Raw genomic sequence first — 18,112 nt, 5'->3', positions numbered from 1 at the left:
AACTCTTATAATACGCAGTTTGGGTGGAAAGACAATTTATTATTGAGCTGTTAAAAAACTGTCAATTAAACAACATGTTTTATAAAGTTATGCGCTTAGCAACATAATAATTAGTTTATTAAGAAGTATAGCAAGTTATTGTATAAAATAAGATAATTGTTGAATATTAAGCATTTAAAGGGAAATGATGATGAAAAGGATTTGTTCTGTTTTAATTTTTATATTGATAAGTAGCTTTACGTTTGCTGAGACTGAAACAAAACGTGATGAACTGATAATTGTAATTCCGGGGGATGTAAAGAGAGACTATGAGCTTTTCTTAGATGGCCGTAACCCAATAGAAATTACTGATTATAGTGGCCTAGAATCACGACGAGACGTGGTTGAGGTGATATTAATTCAACAGGCACTCGTACTAGGAGGTATTAGCGACCCAATTCGTTTTATTGTTGCTTCATCTCATGCTCGTATTATCAAACAGGTGCATTCAGGCACAGCACTCATGAGCGGTAATTCTATTTGGTACGATCTTTTAAATGATCGCGATCTGTTATACGTTTCTGAAGCGGTGATAGAAAAGGGCCAATTTGAAGCGGGTTTATACACCATACTTGAAAATCAAAAAACGTTAAGTGCCAAATCATTATTGGATGTACGCTCGTTAACCGCTGTCTCGAGTAAAGCCTGGATCATTGATTGGCAAACACTCAATTCAATGAAAATGAGTTCATTGATAAATACAGTTAAATGGTCATCCATGGTCAAGATGGTGGCGAAAGGGCGTGCTGATTTCTTGCTTGCTCCTTTCCAGCCAAGTAAAGACATGTCATTTTCACCTGAAGGCGTTCACCTTGTCCCTGTCCAAAACATTAAAATAGGTTTGCAAGGAACAAGACATTTTGCAGTGTCTAAGCGTCATCCTAAAGGCAAAGAGGCTATCAAAGCCTTAGACGCAGGTATTCTGTTACTTAAGGAGCAAGGGATAATTAACAAGGCTTACAGTGAATCTGGATTTTTTAATGAAGCAGTAAAAGATTGGAAGAAAATTATTTAGCTAGTAAGAACAACTATATTATGTCCTTCTATTAAGTTAATGAATTGAAGTTAGATAGGTAAAAAGGGTAAGTTTAGATGCACGTTTTAACAAGTGAGGTTGATTAGTTAATTAGCGGAATTGCTATTACTTGGTGATGAATTTACAGCGGATACAAAAAAGGCGCACTATCTAGATAGTGCGCCTTTTTTAGTTTCTGGTTTTAAAAAAGGGCTTATTTAGCGCCTTCAATGATACCAACAAACTCTTCAACCATAAGTGCAGCACCACCAACTAAACCACCGTCGATGTCAGCTTGTGCAAATAGCTCTTTAGCAGATGCTGCTTTAACGCTGCCGCCGTAAAGGATTTGAACTTTCTCTGCAACAACTTCGCTTTGTGCTTTAAGCCAGTTACGGATATGAGCGTGAACTTCTTGAGCTTGCTCAGAAGTTGCAACTTTACCAGTACCGATAGCCCAAACAGGTTCGTATGCGATAACACAGTTTTCAAGTGCATCAATACCAGCTAGGTCGATAACAGCTTTAAGTTGTGTTTCAACAACTGTAGTTGTTACGTTTGATTCACGTTCTTCAAGTGTTTCACCGATACAAAGTACTGGCACTAAACCATGTGCTTGGATAGCAACGAATTTAGCTGCAACAACTGCATCTGTTTCGTTGTGGTATTGACGACGCTCAGAGTGACCTACTAAGCTGTATTTAGCGCCAAACTCTTTAACCATTACAGGAGAAGTCTCACCAGTGTATGCGCCAGCAACGTTTGTGCTTACGTCTTGTGCACCAATTTCAATGCTGTTGTTTGCTGTTAAAGCAGCAACTTGCTCAATGAAAATAGCTGGCGGACATACTGCTACTTCAACGTTAGTTGCTGAATCAGCAGCCGCTTCTAGACCTTTAATAAGTGCAGAAACAGATTCTTTTGTTCCGTTTAATTTCCAGTTACCCATTACAAGAGGTGTTCTCATGGTGTTCTCCATTTTATTTAAGTTAAATTGTTAAAACTGCGTTGATTATAAATGACTATTTGCTTAAACCTATTACTTTTTTACCTTTTCTGTAATTAAATTACAGAAAAGAACAAAAAAATGATTTAAGACAACCTTAAGTTAGTTCTTTAATCACTAAACTTTCATGCTGTTGGTAAAACTGTTCATCGATAGATTGTTCCGGCGCTTGTTGATGAGTGAGTTCTTGCTTGTCAAAAGCAATATCACCCCCATCAATAACACCTGAATGACTATCTATCGATTTGAAATCAAACTGTTTTGTATCAGCAAGGTGAGAGGGAACAATGTTTTGCATCGCAGTAAACATGGACTCTAAACGACCAGGGAATCTTTCGTCCCAATCATTAAGCATCTCTTTTGTCACTTGGCGTTGTAGGTTGGGTTGTGTGCCACAGAGGTTACACGGAATAATCGGGTAATTTTTTAGTATTGCGTAGCGTTCAATGTCTTTTTCTTTACAGTATGCAAGCGGACGGATAACAACATGTTCACCATTATCAGAGACTAACTTGGCAGGCATTGATTTTAGCTTGCCGCCAAAAAACATATTAAGCATCATAGTGGCTAACATATCATCACGATGATGGCCTAGTGCAATCTTAGTGGCGCCAAGTTCTTTTGCAGTACGGTACAAGATGCCACGGCGTAAGCGTGAACATAAACTACAGGTTGTTTTACCTTCAGGTATTTTATCTTTTACGATGCTGTAAGTATCTTCTTCAACAATCTTGTATTCAATACCTAGCGAATCAAGATATTCAGGTAAAATGTGTTCAGGAAAACCCGGTTGTTTTTGATCTAAGTTAATCGCAATAATGTCAAAATGAATAGGGGCCGCAGCGCGTAATTCGATCAATATATCCAGCATAGTATAACTGTCTTTGCCACCTGAGAGACAAACCATGATACGATCGCCATCTTCAATCATATTGTAATCAGCAATCGCTTGGCCGGTTAAGCGACGTAAATTCTTGTTAAGTTTTTTAATGGTAAATTGCTGTTTTGGAGAAAGAGTGTCAGACATGCGCAAACCTGCTAGTAATAAAAGGCGCATTGTACAAAAAGTTGTTACCAGATGCAAAAAAGCCCTGTTAATAACAGGGCTAGAAGAGCGCTCAAAAAGAGGAGGGGGTCTTTATAAAGGGCTAGGTCGTGCAATTAAGAATCCCTGCACACCATCTATGTACATGTTTTCTAATATTTGCTTTTGTTCTAAGTGCTCAATACCTTCTGCGATAACACGACAATCCATTCGATGTGCAACATCTATGATCATACGAACAAACTGCTGATTAGCGCTATCTCGTTCAATATTACTGACTAAGCTTGCATCAATTTTAACAAAGTCTGGTTTTAATTCTTTAAACAATCTAAATGAACCAATACCTTTACCAAAATTACAAATCGCAGAGCGTGAACCGGTACGTTTTAACATATCAAAAACACGTTTACTGGCGACTAAATTACTATCCAGCACGACTTCTTGCATTTCAAATATTAAAGACGCCGCAATATTAGGCTCACGTAATAAAAGTCGTTCAAGCCAAACAATAAAGCTACTGTTTTGAATAGCCGCGCTAGTGATGTTGACACCCCAACGTGTACTGCCATCTGTTTTATGACGACACTGGCTGACTACTGTTTCGAGAATCAGTTGCTCAAGTTTAACACTCAGATCAACACGTTGTGCCATTGCAAAGACAGTGTCAGTCGGGATCATACTGTTATTTTCACCAATAAACCGTGTGAAAATCTCTTGATAACCTTTCATGTTGCGGTGTATTGCTTGAATAGGTTGATGTAATAACATGAGGGCACGTTTAGCAATGATTTCCTCAATGATACTACGCCAATGTTGTTGGCCAAATTGATTGTCATCGCTATCTTGTTGCTGAAATGCCCAGTTATTAATGCCTTCTGTTTGTGCTTTCGCTAAGGCCATATCAGTGCGCGCTAAGACTTGTTCAGGAAGTTGTCCTGAAATAATCGAGGACATACCACTATAAGCGATGCTATCGAGTTTATTGAGGGCTTGGTATTGGTCGAATTGCATTTTTAATTTTTTAGCTACCGTTTGTGCATCACTAACGCTCATTTCACGTGAGATAAGTGCAAAATCAGAGCCACTAATACGGTACAAAGAGGTAGCAGGGTAACGTTCTGTTACTTTGCTGATGATGTTCGCAATACTAACGATGTACTCATCACCATGTTGGAAACCACGTTGTGAGTTAATGGTATTTAGCTCACTGGCGCGAATGATAGAAAGAATCGCGTGTTGCTGATTTTCTTCATTGCTCAAAATGTCAGTTAACTCTTTACGGAATGCATGACGGTTATTAAGACCTGTCAGGTGATCCATATTAACTTGATGCGCTAATTGTAATATTTGCTTTTCTTGGTTTTGTAATGCGCGGTGAAATAGACGTTTCTGTTCATGTAATTGCTCAGACACTTTACTAAAAGGGGTAACGCCTTCACTTTCATCGGTAATCTCTTTGATTAACGTTTTTTCTATTTTTTTGAATAGTCGGTAATAGAGTGTATTGATGGTTAACGACAACAAAATAAGCACACTATAAAGCACAAATAAGACTTGCTTGATAAGCTCAATCAGACGTGTGTTTTTAGTTTTATACTCAACAATTTGTGCGCCCTTAGGAGAAGTAAAAGTGGTTACTTTTATTTCACCTAAATAAGCATCAATAATACTGAGTTGTTTGTTTTCATAGAGTAGTGGCGCATTAAGGTCATTATGCGTGATTTTGATGAAATCGAATAAATTTTGGTCAACAAGCTTTTGTAGTGCTTTAGCATCGAGTAAACCGCTATTAGCTTCTACATGTACTTTTTTTACCGTTAATTCTTGCTGTTGTATTAGCAATGCATTAAAGGTCATTTTACATGCAATGGTGGCGACAACTGCAAAAAGCAAAACTATCAAGTTGCTAATCCATAAGCTTTTCTTATATTCATTCATCCAAAATCTACTCCTTGATTTGAGGCTTTTTTACGTATTTTATATGTTTTACATTGTTGTGGGCAAAATAACAAACGGCTTTGACGATAGATGTCTGATCTCATGACATAAAATGTAAAAAGATAAAATATATCCTATTTAAAGCTTATTTTCTATAGTCAGGTTGATGACTTTGTAATAAGTGTTTTGTTTTCTTAGATTTAGGGGAACTATAGACTGTCTCCGTTTCATCATTTTCAACTATTTCGCCGTTATGCATCACAATGATGTGGTCACTTATATGGCGTACTAAGCTCATATTGTGAGCAACCATTATATAACTCACACCTTTTTTTTCTTGTATGTTTAACAATAGGTTAACTAGCTTAAAACGCAATGAAATATCTAATCCTGCAAGTATTTCATCCGCAATAATGATATCTGGATTCAGTACCATTGCTCGCGCTAATGCCACCTGATGTTGCTGCACACTGGACAACATATTTGGATAAAAGGCAAGATAGTCGGGTAATAGGCCGACCAAATTTAAGGTTTCTTTTATTTGTTTATCACGCTCGATTGCCATTAAATTACTGTTTAATTTGAGAGGCGCTGCGAGAATTCTACCTATGGTCGCTTTCGGGTTAAGGGAATCACTCGGTGCATGAAATAACATACGAATTGATTTACAGCGTTCTTGCAAACTCAGTTTACTCAGTGGTTTCCCGTGCAGGTAGATTTCACCACTGCTCTGGGTACGCAAGCCGGCAATGGTTTGTACTAAAGTACTTTTTCCTGAGCCACTTTCGCCTATGATCGACAATGTTTTACCCTGTTCTAAGGTAAAGTTAATATCTTTATAAGCATTATGTAGGCTGGATGTAAAAATACCATTACTACGTCGGTATTTTTTAGACAGATCGTTAATACTAAGCAATGTTGACATATTATTTTTCACCTAGTGTTGGAAAGTGGCATCGAATAATATGACCTTTATAGTTAACGGCTTCAGGATTCATCACGCAGGTTCGTTGTGCTTTAGGGCAACGCGGACCAAGGCGACAACCAATGGGTAGTTGGTTTGCAGGTGGAATGCTGCCGGGCAAAGTATATAACTGACTTTTATGATCGACTTCTTCATCAAAGGCGAGAATAGTTTTGATCATGGCCTGTGTATAAGGATGCATTGGGCTTTTAAGTATCTGTTTATAACTGCCAGATTCAACGGTTTGGCCACAGTAAATCAGTGAAATATAATCCGATAAGTTACTGATGCTACCAAAGTTATTACTGAGCAATAAGATAGTTGTATTGTGTAATTGGTTTAATTTGTATAACAAACGGAATATCTGTGCCTGTGTCACGGCTTCCATTGAGGTTGTGGGTTCATCAGCAATGAGCAAGCGAGGGTTATTCGCAATGGCCATGGCGATCATGACTTTCTGACAAATACCTTCAGATAATTCATGTGGGAAACTGTTGACCACGACTTTGTCATTTTGAATACCTACTTTATGCAATAGCTCTTTAATCGCCAGATAATGTGCCGACTTAGAGGCCATTCTCTTTATGAAACGTTTCTTAGCGATTTTATTGGGCAGTACTTCGCGCATTTGATCAAAAATGCGTTTACTTGGGTCAAGATAAGAGCGTGGGTTTTGGAAAATAATTGAAATTTCTTTACCCATTATTTTACGACGTTCTCGAAACGATAATTTATTTAAGTCGGTGCAGCCCAAAAACATTCGGTCTGCTGTCACAATCCAATTTTCATTGTGTAAACCTAAGATTGCTTTTGCAATCAAGCTTTTTCCTGAACCTGATTCGCCGACAAGGCCATGAATAGACCCATCAACAATGTTGAGCGTTGCTTTATCGATCACTCGAATTTTGCCCTGAGCGGTAATAATATCAATACTTAAATTACGAATATCAAGCAATGCCATTATTCTTCTCCTTCGATAACAGAGTGGCGAATACCTTCTGAAAATATATTAAAAACAATGATAATGAGAAAAATAGCGATGCCAGGGAAGAGCGCTAAATAGGGAGATAGGTAAACAAGCTCTAAACTTTTTGAAATAAGATAACCGAGCTCTACTTGCTCTGAATTTGCGCCAAAACCTAAAAAACCCAGTGTTGTAATTTCTAATATTGCCATGGTGAACACGCGGTTTAAGAGTGTGGTCAGTGGCTCAATAATATTGGGGAAAATACCATAACGTAATAACCGTAAGTTTGTTGCTCCATCAAGGCGTAAGGCAATAACATGTTGTTTATTAAGTTCATTTTCAATGCAGATATAAATGCCACGAATAAACTGGGGCAGTAATGACAACGACACGGCCAGTAAACTATTTTCGTAACTCACGCCAAATAATATAATCAAAATTATCGCGGTTAACAAAGTGGGTATGGTTAATAGGGCATCAAGAAAATGATGCATGATACTCGCTTTTACGCCTTTCATTAATGAGGCTGTTGCCCCAATAATCAATCCTAAAATTGAAATTGAAAAAGTAATCAGCAAGGCACCTAATAAAGTTAACTGCATACCTTTTAACAAACGCGATAAGGTATCTCGACCAAGATCGTCGGTGCCCAAAATATGATTCACGCTTGCGCCATCTACCCAGTAGGGCGGTAATAAGCGCATTTCCGGATGCTGTAAGGTATGTGAGTAAGGTAATATAGAATCCGCAAATATACTCACTATTATCAAGAAAAACACTGCCCACATGGCGATAACTGTTATATTTTTACTTTTAAAAATTGACCAGATATATTGCAGCGGAGATTGAATTTTTTGTTCGTTAAATTCATTATTGATCAGCATATAATGACTTCCGTTTGATTGGTGAGATGATCACTAAAAGTAGATCAATCAGTATACTTTTTATCAAGATAAAGCCTGAAATAATTAAGATTGCAGAGGGTAACACGAGATAATCTTCCTGCTGAATACTGGCAAATAACCACATACCCGCACCTTGATATGAGAAGACGATTTCTATCGCCATTGAAAAGGAAATAATAGTGCTTATTTGTAAACGTAGCTGGTAGATAATAGGCGGCAGGGCATTTTTTAAAACATGTCTGAAGACGATTTGTCGACGGGTTAAACCTTTGGTTAAGGCCGCTTTAATATAATTGCTTTTCATCACCATGGTAATGGCATGACGTGTTAAACGAATGATTTCCGAGATAAGAAAAATGGCCAGTACCGAGGAGGGTAAAATAATATGCGCCATATGATTTATAAAAGCGTCAAACTGGTATTGCTCTGTCACTAATAAGCTATCGATGAAAAGAAACCCGGTAACAACAGGCACTTCAAAAAGGGGGCTGATATTGCCATCAATAGGCATCATCCAACCGATTGCATTAGGTAAAACAGTAAAGATAATCGCCACCCAAAAAACAGGTAGTGCTAAACCAATGAGTGCGATACTCATGATAGTATAATCTAGCCCGTTGTTGCGCTCTAGTCCTGCAAAAACACCTAATGGTATTCCTATCACACTGGCGATTAAAAAGGCAAATAGACACAATTCTAAGGTTGAAGCAAAGGCCACTAACCCGGTGCGAAAGATAGGCTCATTATTGGTAATTGAAAGGCCAAAATCACCCTGACCAATTGACACTAAGTAATCTAGGTAATGTGTCAATATATTACCTTCAATCTGTGTGTGCACGGTCCAGTGTTCAAGAGAAAAGGCAATGACTGTCAGAATTAACGCGGTGATACACAAAAGGTAAACACGGCGAAGTAGAAAATTAACCATATTACTGAGTTTCTTCCTTATTGATTACATTGCCTTTTTTCACGAACTGGAAATTAATGCCGGTTAGTGAATTCACCTGTAAATTTGATATGTATTTATTAAAGACATCAAAGCGAAGCATATGTGCAATGGGCTGATAAATGCGCTGTGCTTGAATATATTCTTGTAATTGGTAATAGTTTTTGACACGTTGAATGAAGTTAACTTCTAATAATGTCGTATCTAAGAGGGATTGTACCTGCGCATCACACCATTGGCTTGTATTTCCCTCTAATGGGCTGGCATTACAACTCAACAGTGGACGAAATAGGTTGTCAGGATCTTTAATGTAGGGATTCTTACCGGTTAAATAAATATCATAATCCCCGTGGCTTAACACTTGGTTAAGCTCTGTTGCGTTTAATAAAACAATGACACTTTTAACCCCTATCTCAGCCCAGTTAGCTTGAATGAGCTCAGCGGTTTTGTAAAAGTTAGGATTGAAAATAGAGTTTTTAGCGGGCGCAAGAATACGTATTGTGCGACTAAAATCAAAATGATTTTTCTTTAATTCAACCAGACTTTCTTGTGGCGTATAAGTGGCTTTTGAAATACGCGGATTGTAGGCCCAAGAATGATCAGGCAATAAATTTTGTGTGCTCATGGCGGTTTCAAAAAACACCGCGCTGAGAATAGTTTTAAGATCAATGGCTTCGCTGAGTGCATGACGAATGGCGACATCATTGAAGGGGGCCTTTTTACTGTTTAACGCAATCAGCGAGATATTACCTGTGGGTTTGCTGCTTAAGGCAACCTTTGGGTTTTTACTAATCTGGTCGACTTGGCTAGATGCTGGATTTGTCATGATGTCACACTCACCCGATAACAGTTTGGCATAACGCTTACTGCTGTTGGGGGTGATATCGAAGATAAGGTTGTTGATATTAGCAGGTGCTTGCCAAGGCGTACGATGTGCTTGGTAACGAATAACGCGGTTATTAGTGATGCTTTTGAATTGATATGGACCTGTGCCAATGGGGGAATAATCTATTTTTTCAGGGTGGCCTGCGAGCAATAACTGCTGCCCATATTCTTGTGAATGAATCACAGCGTAGTGTGCCGCAAGATTTGCTAACAGTGTTGCATTGGGTTTATTTAATAAAAAACGTAGGGTGTATTGATCGATTTTAATAATATCACCGACTAAACCTGAGAAAGGGCGATTATACAGTTCGTTATTGATGGCGTTATTAATAGAATAAAAAGGGTGGTCTTGGGACAGCATACGTTTAAAGCTAAAGATAATATCGTCTGCATTGAGCTGTCGTGAGGGTTTGAAATATGCAGTGTGATGGAAGTTTATATCTTTACGCAGATAGAAAGTATATTCGGTTTTAGCATCATTCACTTCCCAGTGACTGGCAATGTCGGCACTAAAGCGTTGACTAATAGGGTCTACTTTTACTAGACGATTATATAATTGGTGTGTCGTGGCATCCAAGGTCGCTACATCATGACTTATTTGCGGATTGAAAGACTTAGGCGCCTTAGCTGCACAGTAAATTAAACTGTCGGTCATTGTCGATTCTGTTTGATAACAAGCAGACAATAAAAAGAGGCTGAAATAAATAGGTATATAGCGCATTGTCAAATGAGGCTTCCGTGAGTATATGTGCGTATTAGAGCAATATTCTGCTAAACAATTAATTAAGTTGATCAATAACTTGAAGATTGATCGATATTTTCTTCTTTCTGGCTACTTTCTACCCGTTGCATCACTTTATGTGTGAGTTGTAATGCAATCAAGCCAAAGGCAACACTGCCAAATGCTTGCCCGTATAAAATACCAGGAGCGCCATAATATATAGCACCAATGGTAACAAAAGGAACGGTGCCTAGTGTCATTTTTGCAATATTTAAAACGGTAGCATATTTGGCGTAACCGAGGTTGTTTAAAAATGCCATTGCCACAAATGTGATACCGGTAAAAATGAAAGTGATTGCGATATGCTGACAGAAAATCCGGATAATATGTGCGCTTTCATTTTTTGCACTAAATAGATTGACGATACTTTCTTGCCCTAGTGATAAAAGTAATGAAATGACCAAGCAATAGCCACTAATAAATTTCAATGCTTCGACTAATACTTGACGTACCCGAACAAAATCACCTGCTCCGTAATTTTGACCAATAATGGGACCAATCGCACCTGAAACCGCAAACATCATACCAAATGCAACGGGGATAACACGGCCAATAATAGCCCAGCCGGCAATGTATTCGGATCCAAATTGAGCGACTTCGTAGGTAACGTAGATATTACCGAGTGGTGTGGCGATCTGAGTTAACATGGCAGGAAATGCGATGTGGCTGATGATGTTCATGTCCATCGGCAGTTTCTTAAATTTCGGTAAACAGATCATCTTATATTTATAGGCGACATAAAATAGGCTCAGAAATAATGCACTAAAACGGGCAATAACGGAAGCAATCGCTGCCCCTTGTAGGTCCATTCCTAATACAAAAATAAAAATAGGATCAAGCAAAGCATTAACAATGCCCGAAAGTAACGTTGCATACATAGCATGTTTTGCATTACCTATGCTACGCAAGGTCGCATTCATTTGCATCGTTAATGCTAAAATGGGCAGAGAAGGCGTAATAATACGTAGGTAGGTTATCGATTCTGAGAGTTCTTCACCTTTTGCCCCGATTACTGATAACAATTGTGGCGCATAAATCCAGACAAGTAATGCAATAAAGCTGGTAAAGAATAATGCGAAGAGGGAAATGTGGGCGACATATTGACGTGCTAAATCACGTTTTTTTTGCCCTATATGTTTGGAAACGATGGCACTATTCGTTGTTGATAATCCTAGACTGATTGCCGTGGTAAAAAAAATGATCGCACTCGCATAACCAATGGCGGCCGTGTAAGCGCTATTTTGCAATAAACTAATAAAGTAGATATCTACAAGATCCACCATGAAAATGGCTGATAAACCAACCGCATTGGTGGCTGACATGGTGATCACATGTTTAGAGATAGAACCTTGTAAAAATCGTGCTTGGTGTTGCATTGACTACCTTATACCGATTGGATTAAGTCTGTGATCTAAATGTTAGGCAGATAAAAACACTTGATTCTTGGCAAATTTGGGGTGACGGGGTATTCCCATCACCTCAAATTTCGCAAAGAAATCAGTCATTTTAAGCAGTAAAATAGATCACTTATTTATTCCGACTGGTATTAAACGTACATCTGTGCAAACTTGTCTAATAATTGCACTTCAGTCTCTACATTATTCGGGTCGACAATAATACAGTTTATCGGGCACACCGCAATACAGGTTGGCTTTTCATAATGCCCAACACATTCAGTGCAACGAGTCGCATCAATTTCGTATATCTCAGCGCCAAAAGTAATCGCTTCATTTGGACACTCCGGATCGCACATATCACAATTGATGCAATTGTCTTTTATTAATAATGCCATGTTATTGCTTATGCGGGTTGCGAGTATCAGCACCATTTTTCAAATTACGCATTAATAAGCCGTGGCTAAGGTCGATTTCTTTAGGTACTGGCATATATAAAACATGACCAGATCCTGGTGCAACATCAACAAGCTCACCTTTGCGGTTTTGTAACTGCTCAAGTTTAAAATTGATATTACCCTGAGGTGTCATTAATTCTAATGCATCACCAACCAAAAATTTATTTTTAACCGTGACTTCTGCAAGACCATGTTCATTACGGCCGGTCATTTCACCCACAAATTGTTGTGTTTCACTGATTGAGTAACCGTAATCATAATTTTGGTGTTGATCATGCTGTGTATGACGATTTAAGAAACCTTCAGTGTAACCACGGTGTGCAAGGTTTTCTAAAGTGCCCATGAGTTTAGGATCAAAAGGTTTGCCAGAAATAGCATCATCCATCGCTTTACGGTAAACCTGCGCAGTACGCGCGCAATAATAGAAACTTTTGGTACGACCTTCGATTTTAAATGAGTTAACACCAATCTCTAATAGTCGTTCTACATGTTGAATCGCACGTAGATCTTTTGAGTTCATAATATAAGTGCCGTGTTCATCTTCAAAGGCAGGCATATATTCACCAGGACGTCCTTCTTCTTGTAGAAGGTACATTTGATCGGTCGGTTGACCCGTGCCTAGTGTCGGTTCAGGCGTATGAATAGCAACAATGTCACCATTTTCATTTTCTTTTGCTTCATGTGCATCATATTTCCAACGGCATGAGTTTGTGCATGCGCCTTGGTTAGGATCGCGTTTGTTAATATAACCCGATAATAAACAACGACCAGAATAGGCCATGCATAATGCGCCATGAACAAAAACTTCGATTTCAATGTCCGGGCAATGTTGACGAATTTCTTCTATTTCATCTAATGAAAGCTCACGTGACAAAATGACACGTTTAATACCCTGCGTTTCCCAAAACTTAACACTTGCCCAGTTGACCGCATTAGCTTGCACACTTAAATGGATGGTCATTTCAGGGAATGCTTCACGCACCATCATAATTAAACCGGGATCAGACATAATCAATGCGTCGGGTTTTAAGTCTACAACGGGTTTCATATCACGAATGAAGGTTTTTAACTTAGAGTTGTGTGGTTGAATGTTGCACACAACAAATAACTGTTTACCCTGTGCATGTGCTTCATTTATACCAATTTGTAATTTCTCTAAATTAAATTCATTATTACGCACACGTAACGAATAACGAGGTTGTCCAGCATAAACGGCATCGGCGCCGTAAGCAAATGCGTAACGCATATTTTTTAGTGTGCCGGCGGGGGAAAGGAGTTCTGGTTTCATCTATTTATCTCTTTAGGCGCAAGTTTTACGGGGATATAGGGTATTTTGTGAAACAAATGTTACGCTTTTTCGAAACAAAGACAAAGGATTGTGATATTGATCACTTGAAAGTTGTTTTAAATCAATTTATTGGTGCTTGTGGCATGCTTAAGCCATTAAAAAAGCAGGGAAAGTTAAATTAAGTTTCCTATTTCATCAACGCATCACTATAATGTGGCAATATTTCGTTAATTAAAAATTACTTTTCGCCGGCAGACGGCATCAATCATTTAGGTTTTACATGGAAATCACAGAAAAATTTACAAACAACAAACAGATTATTGCTTTCTTAACAGAGCAGTTCCCATTATGTTTTACCGCTGGAAGTAGCGACGCAAAACCACTTAAAATTGGTTTGTTTCAAGAGCTTGCAATCCGTTTAGAAAATGAAACTCGTGTTAGTAAAACACAGCTTCGTGGCGCATTACGTCAATATACCTTGAGTTGGCGTTACCTTCACTGCGTAAAACAAACAGTGAAACGTATTGATCTTGATGGTGTTGAAGGCGATGAAGTTTCTGAAGAACACGCTGAACATGCATTAAAAACATTAAAAGAAAGCAAAGAAAAAGCATTTGCTAATAAAAAGAAAGCAAGCAACAGCGAAGAAAAGCCAAAACGTGCACCTAAGAAAGTAAACGTGCCAACTCGTGCTAAAAAAGCGGCGCCTAAAAAAGAAGTTGTTGAAGACTTAAGTAACTATAAAGAAGCAACTCACGCTGAACTTACAGTTAACCAAGCGGTCAAAGTTTTATTGGGTAAAGCACCTGTTTCAGGTGTTGTTGTGGAAATCATGAAGGATGATGTTCAAGTACAACTAAACTCAGGTATGACTGTAAAAGTTAAAGCTAAGCATTTAATCGTATAAAAAGGTATTTTAATGAATAAATTTTTTCGCCACTCTCTCTTAATAGCCAGCACGTTTTATGCTGGGTTTGTTTTTTCTTCTCCTGCAAGTTTTGATGTCAATGATATTCCACAACTCGCGCAACAAGAACAACATGCGAAAGTGGTGAAAAGAGTGAGTGACTTATACAGTCGCTCACATTATAAATTTATTCCCCTTGATGACGGGTTATCACAAAAAGTATTTGAACGTTATATTGAGCAACTTGATTACAACAAACAAATATTTTTACAAAGTGATATTGATGAATTGAAAGTACATCAATTTTCTTTTGACGATAGCCTGAAATCAGGGTTAATTGATCCTGCCTACATTATTTACCAACTCAATCTGACACGTCGTTATGAACGTTTTTCATATGCATTATCATTATTAAAAACAGAAATAAAATTTGACGTCGCAGATAGCTATCAATTTGATCGTAGTGAATCAGAGTGGCTTAAAACACCCGCTGAGCTCGATAAAGTGTGGCAACAAAAAGTAAAGTCTGATGCTTTGTCTCTTAAATTAGCCGGTAAAGAATGGCCAGAAATTAAAGAGCAATTAAGCAAACGTTATAACAGTGCGATTAAACATCTCACGCAGACTGAAAGTGAAGATGTATTTCAGACCTTTATGAATGCTTATTCACATATGATTGAACCTCATACAAGTTACCTTTCTCCACGTAATGCAAAACGTTTTAAAATGGAGATGAATCTTTCATTAGAAGGTATTGGCGCTGTATTACAACTTGAAGATGATTACACGATTGTACGTAGTCTTGTTCCTGGTGGTCCTGCTGAGCGCTCTAAGCAAATATCGAAAGATGATAAGATCGTGGGTGTTGGTCAAGATGGTGAAAAAATCATTGATATCATCGGCTGGCGTTTAGACGATATTGTTGACCTTATTAAAGGCCCTAAAGGGACTAAAGTTCAACTTCAGATTCAATCTGGAAAATCTGGCGACAAAAACCGTACCGTTATTATCGTACGTGAAAAAATTCACCTTGAAGACAGAGAAGCAAAATCAACGGTTGAAGAGATTAATGGCAAGAAAATAGGTGTCATTACCATCCCAAGTTTTTATGTAAAACTCAGTGAAGATATCGACAAAGAAATCACTAAGCTTAAAAAAGAGAAAGTTGAAGGCATCATTATAGATCTACGTAACAATGGTGGTGGTTCACTTTCAGAAGCAACGTTATCAACGGGTTTATTTATAGGCAAAGGCCCTGTAGTACAAGTCCGAGATAGCCGTAACAAAATTGAAGTACACCGCGATGTGAATGAAACGGTAAGTTATGATGGTCCGTTAACGGTATTGGTTAATCGTTATAGCGCGTCAGCATCAGAAATCTTTGCTGCAGCCCTACAAGACTATGGCCGTGCGGTTATTATTGGCGAACAAACATTTGGTAAAGGGACGGTACAACAGCATCGCCGTATCTCTCGTTTTTACGATGAAGATGCAGAAGTGATTGGCTCAGTACAATATACCATTGCTAAGTTCTACCGAATTGATGGTGGCAGCACACAACATAAAGGTGTTATCCCTGATATTCTTTTCCCAACCGCTATCGAGCACCAAGATACTGGCGAAAGTTTAGAGAAGAATGCATTACCTTGGGATAATATTAAATCAGCTAAATACAAAGAGTTGACTGATTTAGAGTCGAGCATTAACAAACTGACAAAAATTCATAATAAACGTATCCAAAGTGAAATTGAATTCACCTATCTTGCAAACGATATTAAAGAGTATCGTGCCGAGAAAGACGATACTTCTATTACGCTCATCGAAAAAGAACGTATTAAAACCCGTGAAGATAAAGAGCAGCGTGCTTTAGTACGTAATAATGAGCGTTTAAAACGTGCCGGTTTAGATGAAGTTAAATCAATTGATGATTTACCTGATGATTTTGAACCCATTGATGCGTTTCTATTAGAAGCGGCTGCCATTACATTAGATTATTCGAAACTCTAATATGACTTCTTTCAAAAAAACCGACTAAATATAGTCGGTTTTTTTTTATCTTTAAAAGCGTTCCCAATGTATACACCCTGGCTAAAAAATTATCCTGAACATATTGCACATCAGATTGATGAGACAGAGCATCAGTCGCTTGTGGATCTTTATGAAAAGAGCTTCAACTGTTTTGCCGCTCAACCTGCTTTCGTTAATATGGATAAAAAACTTAGCTACAAGCAATTGGGTAAACGATCTCAACGTATTGCGACTTATCTGCAGCAAAGCCTAAAATTAAAGCAGGGGGCTCGCGTCGCGATTATGATGCCAAACCTCTTACAATACCCCATTGTCTTATTAGGTATCTTACGCGCCGGTATGGTGGTGATTAATATTAATCCTCTCTATACCGCGACTGAATTACAACATCAACTAAACGACTCGGGTGCCGAGGCTATTTTTATCGTTGCAAACTTTGCAAGTACATTAGAAGAGATTGTTAAAGAGACACACATCGACCATGTGATATTAACGGAAGTCGCGGATGAGTTAACGCTCATTAAGCGTAATGTCCTCAATTTTGTTATTAGTCGTATTAAAAAAATGGTGCCTAAATTTAAACTGCCTGACGCGCACTATTATAGAGAAGCTTTAGCCTTAGGCGCTCAAGGGCACTATATTCGCCCTGTTATTAAACAACAAGATATCGCGTTTTTGCAATATACCGGAGGCACAACGGGGCCTTCCAAGGGCGCGGTATTAACCCATGCTAATATGCTCGCTAGCTTGCAACAAGCTGAAGCATTTTTTGGACATGAGATTATAGAGAAAAAAGAGACCATTGTTACTGCGTTGCCGCTTTATCACGCATTTGCATTAACGGTTAATGCCTGTTCTTTATGAAAAAAGGCTGTCGTAATATCCTTGTTACTAATCCACGTGATATCAGTGCTTTTATTAACACCCTCAACAAACATTCTTTTCAGTACTTTACCGGGTTGAATACGCTATTTAATGCTCTGTTAGAAAATCCGCTGTTCAAAACAGTTGATTTTAGCCAATTAAAAATAACCTTAGCAGGCGGTATGGCGACACAGCAAGCAACTGCCAATCAATGGCATAAAATTACCGGTTGTACCATTTTAGAGGGTTATGGGCTCACAGAATGAGCCCCGATGGTAAGTGTTAATTTAGCCTGCGCTAAGGTGTTTAATCGCAGTATTGGTTTACCTCTGCCAAGCACTCTGGTGCGTTTGCGAGAAGAAAACGGAGACTTAATTGAACGTTGTGAACTGCCTGGAGAAATTGAGATAAAAGGGCCACAGCTAATGTCAGGGTATTGGGGGAATAAAGAAGAAACGACTCGGGTGCTGCAGGATGGTTGGTTGAAAAGTGGCGACATTGGGCAATTTGATAAACAGGGTTTTTTACACTTAGTTGACCGTAAAAAAGATATGATATTAGTCTCGGGTTTTAATGTTTATCCTAGCGAAATTGAAGGCGTTATTGCTAAAATAGCGGGGATATCAGAGGGTGTTGCCATTGCGGTTGATGATAAAAAAACAGGGGAGAGGGTAAAATTGTT

At 38.4% G+C, this 18,112-nt stretch carries 17 protein-coding genes and 1 pseudogene; 7 read left to right on the top strand and 11 right to left on the bottom strand.

Annotated features, from left to right (window positions below):
* Nucleotides 1-190: 190 nt before the first annotated feature.
* Entirely contained in the window at nucleotides 191-1,054 is an 864-nt protein-coding gene (locus tag CXF74_RS11095; protein ID WP_101082512.1) for a hypothetical protein, read from the top strand.
* Between the two features lie 214 nt (nucleotides 1,055-1,268).
* Here the strand turns inward: CXF74_RS11095 and tpiA are convergent, their stop codons facing one another.
* From tpiA to trhP, 11 genes are all read right to left on the bottom strand, one after another.
* Nucleotides 1,269-2,021: a triose-phosphate isomerase gene (tpiA, locus tag CXF74_RS11090; protein ID WP_101082511.1), complete on the bottom strand. Its 753-nt coding sequence runs from the start codon at nucleotides 2,019-2,021 to the stop codon at nucleotides 1,269-1,271.
* A gap of 136 nt (nucleotides 2,022-2,157) precedes the next feature.
* Nucleotides 2,158-3,087: a tRNA 2-thiocytidine(32) synthetase TtcA gene (gene ttcA, locus CXF74_RS11085; RefSeq protein WP_101082510.1), complete on the bottom strand. Its 930-nt coding sequence runs from the start codon at nucleotides 3,085-3,087 to the stop codon at nucleotides 2,158-2,160.
* 111 nt (nucleotides 3,088-3,198) lie between these two features.
* Nucleotides 3,199-5,043 (bottom strand): EAL domain-containing protein, encoded by a 1,845-nt coding sequence (locus CXF74_RS11080; protein WP_101082509.1) that lies wholly within the window; start codon nucleotides 5,041-5,043, stop codon nucleotides 3,199-3,201.
* A 145-nt stretch (nucleotides 5,044-5,188) separates the two neighbouring features.
* Nucleotides 5,189-5,968 (bottom strand): ATP-binding cassette domain-containing protein, encoded by a 780-nt coding sequence (locus CXF74_RS11075; RefSeq protein WP_101082508.1) that lies wholly within the window; start codon nucleotides 5,966-5,968, stop codon nucleotides 5,189-5,191.
* Nucleotide 5,969: 1 nt separating this feature from the next.
* Entirely contained in the window at nucleotides 5,970-6,968 is a 999-nt protein-coding gene (locus CXF74_RS11070) for an oligopeptide/dipeptide ABC transporter ATP-binding protein (protein WP_101082507.1), read from the bottom strand.
* Entirely contained in the window at nucleotides 6,968-7,858 is an 891-nt protein-coding gene (locus tag CXF74_RS11065) for an ABC transporter permease subunit (protein ID WP_101082506.1), read from the bottom strand. Before CXF74_RS11065 ends, CXF74_RS11070 begins: the two co-directional genes overlap by 1 nt.
* Nucleotides 7,845-8,807: an ABC transporter permease subunit gene (locus CXF74_RS11060; RefSeq protein WP_101082505.1), complete on the bottom strand. Its 963-nt coding sequence runs from the start codon at nucleotides 8,805-8,807 to the stop codon at nucleotides 7,845-7,847. Before CXF74_RS11060 ends, CXF74_RS11065 begins: the two co-directional genes overlap by 14 nt.
* A 1-nt stretch (nucleotide 8,808) precedes the next feature.
* Nucleotides 8,809-10,365 carry an ABC transporter substrate-binding protein gene (locus CXF74_RS11055; RefSeq protein ID WP_232772502.1) on the bottom strand — a complete coding sequence of 519 codons (1,557 nt, stop codon included), beginning with the start codon at nucleotides 10,363-10,365 and terminating at the stop codon, nucleotides 8,809-8,811.
* Between the two features lie 137 nt (nucleotides 10,366-10,502).
* Nucleotides 10,503-11,867: an MATE family efflux transporter gene (locus CXF74_RS11050; protein WP_101082503.1), complete on the bottom strand. Its 1,365-nt coding sequence runs from the start codon at nucleotides 11,865-11,867 to the stop codon at nucleotides 10,503-10,505.
* A gap of 170 nt (nucleotides 11,868-12,037) precedes the next feature.
* Complete coding sequence (locus CXF74_RS11045) at nucleotides 12,038-12,283, bottom strand: YfhL family 4Fe-4S dicluster ferredoxin (RefSeq protein ID WP_101082502.1); 246 nt, start codon at nucleotides 12,281-12,283, stop codon at nucleotides 12,038-12,040.
* A 1-nt stretch (nucleotide 12,284) separates the two neighbouring features.
* On the bottom strand, nucleotides 12,285-13,631 hold the full coding sequence (trhP, locus tag CXF74_RS11040; RefSeq protein ID WP_101082501.1) for a prephenate-dependent tRNA uridine(34) hydroxylase TrhP: 1,347 nt from the start codon (nucleotides 13,629-13,631) through the stop codon (nucleotides 12,285-12,287).
* Nucleotides 13,632-13,678: 47 nt separating this feature from the next.
* Between trhP and CXF74_RS22860 the strand changes: the two genes are divergently transcribed.
* The 6 genes and pseudogenes from CXF74_RS22860 to CXF74_RS23005 all read left to right on the top strand — a co-directional run.
* Nucleotides 13,679-13,813, top strand: coding sequence for a hypothetical protein (locus tag CXF74_RS22860; protein ID WP_269800767.1), 135 nt, complete (start codon nucleotides 13,679-13,681; stop codon nucleotides 13,811-13,813).
* A 98-nt stretch (nucleotides 13,814-13,911) separates the two neighbouring features.
* Nucleotides 13,912-14,538 (top strand): RNA chaperone ProQ, encoded by a 627-nt coding sequence (gene proQ, locus CXF74_RS11035; RefSeq protein ID WP_101082500.1) that lies wholly within the window; start codon nucleotides 13,912-13,914, stop codon nucleotides 14,536-14,538.
* Nucleotides 14,539-14,550: 12 nt separating this feature from the next.
* The gene (gene prc, locus CXF74_RS11030; protein ID WP_101082499.1) at nucleotides 14,551-16,545 is read left to right on the top strand and encodes a carboxy terminal-processing peptidase; all 1,995 of its coding nucleotides are present in this window, start codon (nucleotides 14,551-14,553) and stop codon (nucleotides 16,543-16,545) included.
* Nucleotides 16,546-16,611: 66 nt separating this feature from the next.
* The gene (locus CXF74_RS22855; RefSeq protein WP_101082498.1) at nucleotides 16,612-17,430 is read left to right on the top strand and encodes an AMP-binding protein; all 819 of its coding nucleotides are present in this window, start codon (nucleotides 16,612-16,614) and stop codon (nucleotides 17,428-17,430) included.
* Complete coding sequence (locus CXF74_RS23010; RefSeq protein ID WP_101082497.1) at nucleotides 17,427-17,696, top strand: AMP-binding protein; 270 nt, start codon at nucleotides 17,427-17,429, stop codon at nucleotides 17,694-17,696. Before CXF74_RS22855 ends, CXF74_RS23010 begins: the two co-directional genes overlap by 4 nt.
* Before the next feature lie 6 nt (nucleotides 17,697-17,702).
* Nucleotides 17,703-18,112: pseudogene (locus CXF74_RS23005) on the top strand (AMP-binding protein); the annotation flags it as partial.

It is taken from the genome of Psychromonas sp. Urea-02u-13 (assembly GCF_002835995.1).
In the GTDB taxonomy this organism is placed as follows: Bacteria; Pseudomonadota; Gammaproteobacteria; order Enterobacterales; family Psychromonadaceae; genus Psychromonas.
Note: the sequence above shows the minus strand (reverse complement) of the source record. Positions and strands in the feature narration are given on the sequence as shown.

What these genes read in the sequence shown, in the direction of transcription:
- CXF74_RS11050 (WP_101082503.1), bottom strand. Translation starts at nt 11,867, where the DNA reads ATGCAACACCAAGCACGATTTTTACAAGGTTCTATCTCTAAACATGTG.
- CXF74_RS11075 (WP_101082508.1), bottom strand. Translation starts at nt 5,968, where the DNA reads ATGTCAACATTGCTTAGTATTAACGATCTGTCTAAAAAATACCGACGT.
- proQ (WP_101082500.1), top strand. Translation starts at nt 13,912, where the DNA reads ATGGAAATCACAGAAAAATTTACAAACAACAAACAGATTATTGCTTTC.
- prc (WP_101082499.1), top strand. Translation starts at nt 14,551, where the DNA reads ATGAATAAATTTTTTCGCCACTCTCTCTTAATAGCCAGCACGTTTTAT.
- CXF74_RS11095 (WP_101082512.1), top strand. Translation starts at nt 191, where the DNA reads ATGAAAAGGATTTGTTCTGTTTTAATTTTTATATTGATAAGTAGCTTT.
- CXF74_RS23010 (WP_101082497.1), top strand. Translation starts at nt 17,427, where the DNA reads ATGAAAAAAGGCTGTCGTAATATCCTTGTTACTAATCCACGTGATATC.
- CXF74_RS11045 (WP_101082502.1), bottom strand. Translation starts at nt 12,283, where the DNA reads ATGGCATTATTAATAAAAGACAATTGCATCAATTGTGATATGTGCGAT.
- CXF74_RS11065 (WP_101082506.1), bottom strand. Translation starts at nt 7,858, where the DNA reads ATGCTGATCAATAATGAATTTAACGAACAAAAAATTCAATCTCCGCTG.
- CXF74_RS22855 (WP_101082498.1), top strand. Translation starts at nt 16,612, where the DNA reads ATGTATACACCCTGGCTAAAAAATTATCCTGAACATATTGCACATCAG.
- trhP (WP_101082501.1), bottom strand. Translation starts at nt 13,631, where the DNA reads ATGAAACCAGAACTCCTTTCCCCCGCCGGCACACTAAAAAATATGCGT.
- CXF74_RS11080 (WP_101082509.1), bottom strand. Translation starts at nt 5,043, where the DNA reads ATGAATGAATATAAGAAAAGCTTATGGATTAGCAACTTGATAGTTTTG.
- ttcA (WP_101082510.1), bottom strand. Translation starts at nt 3,087, where the DNA reads ATGTCTGACACTCTTTCTCCAAAACAGCAATTTACCATTAAAAAACTT.
- CXF74_RS11070 (WP_101082507.1), bottom strand. Translation starts at nt 6,968, where the DNA reads ATGGCATTGCTTGATATTCGTAATTTAAGTATTGATATTATTACCGCT.
- CXF74_RS11055 (WP_232772502.1), bottom strand. Translation starts at nt 10,365, where the DNA reads ATGACCGACAGTTTAATTTACTGTGCAGCTAAGGCGCCTAAGTCTTTC.
- tpiA (WP_101082511.1), bottom strand. Translation starts at nt 2,021, where the DNA reads ATGAGAACACCTCTTGTAATGGGTAACTGGAAATTAAACGGAACAAAA.
- CXF74_RS11060 (WP_101082505.1), bottom strand. Translation starts at nt 8,807, where the DNA reads ATGGTTAATTTTCTACTTCGCCGTGTTTACCTTTTGTGTATCACCGCG.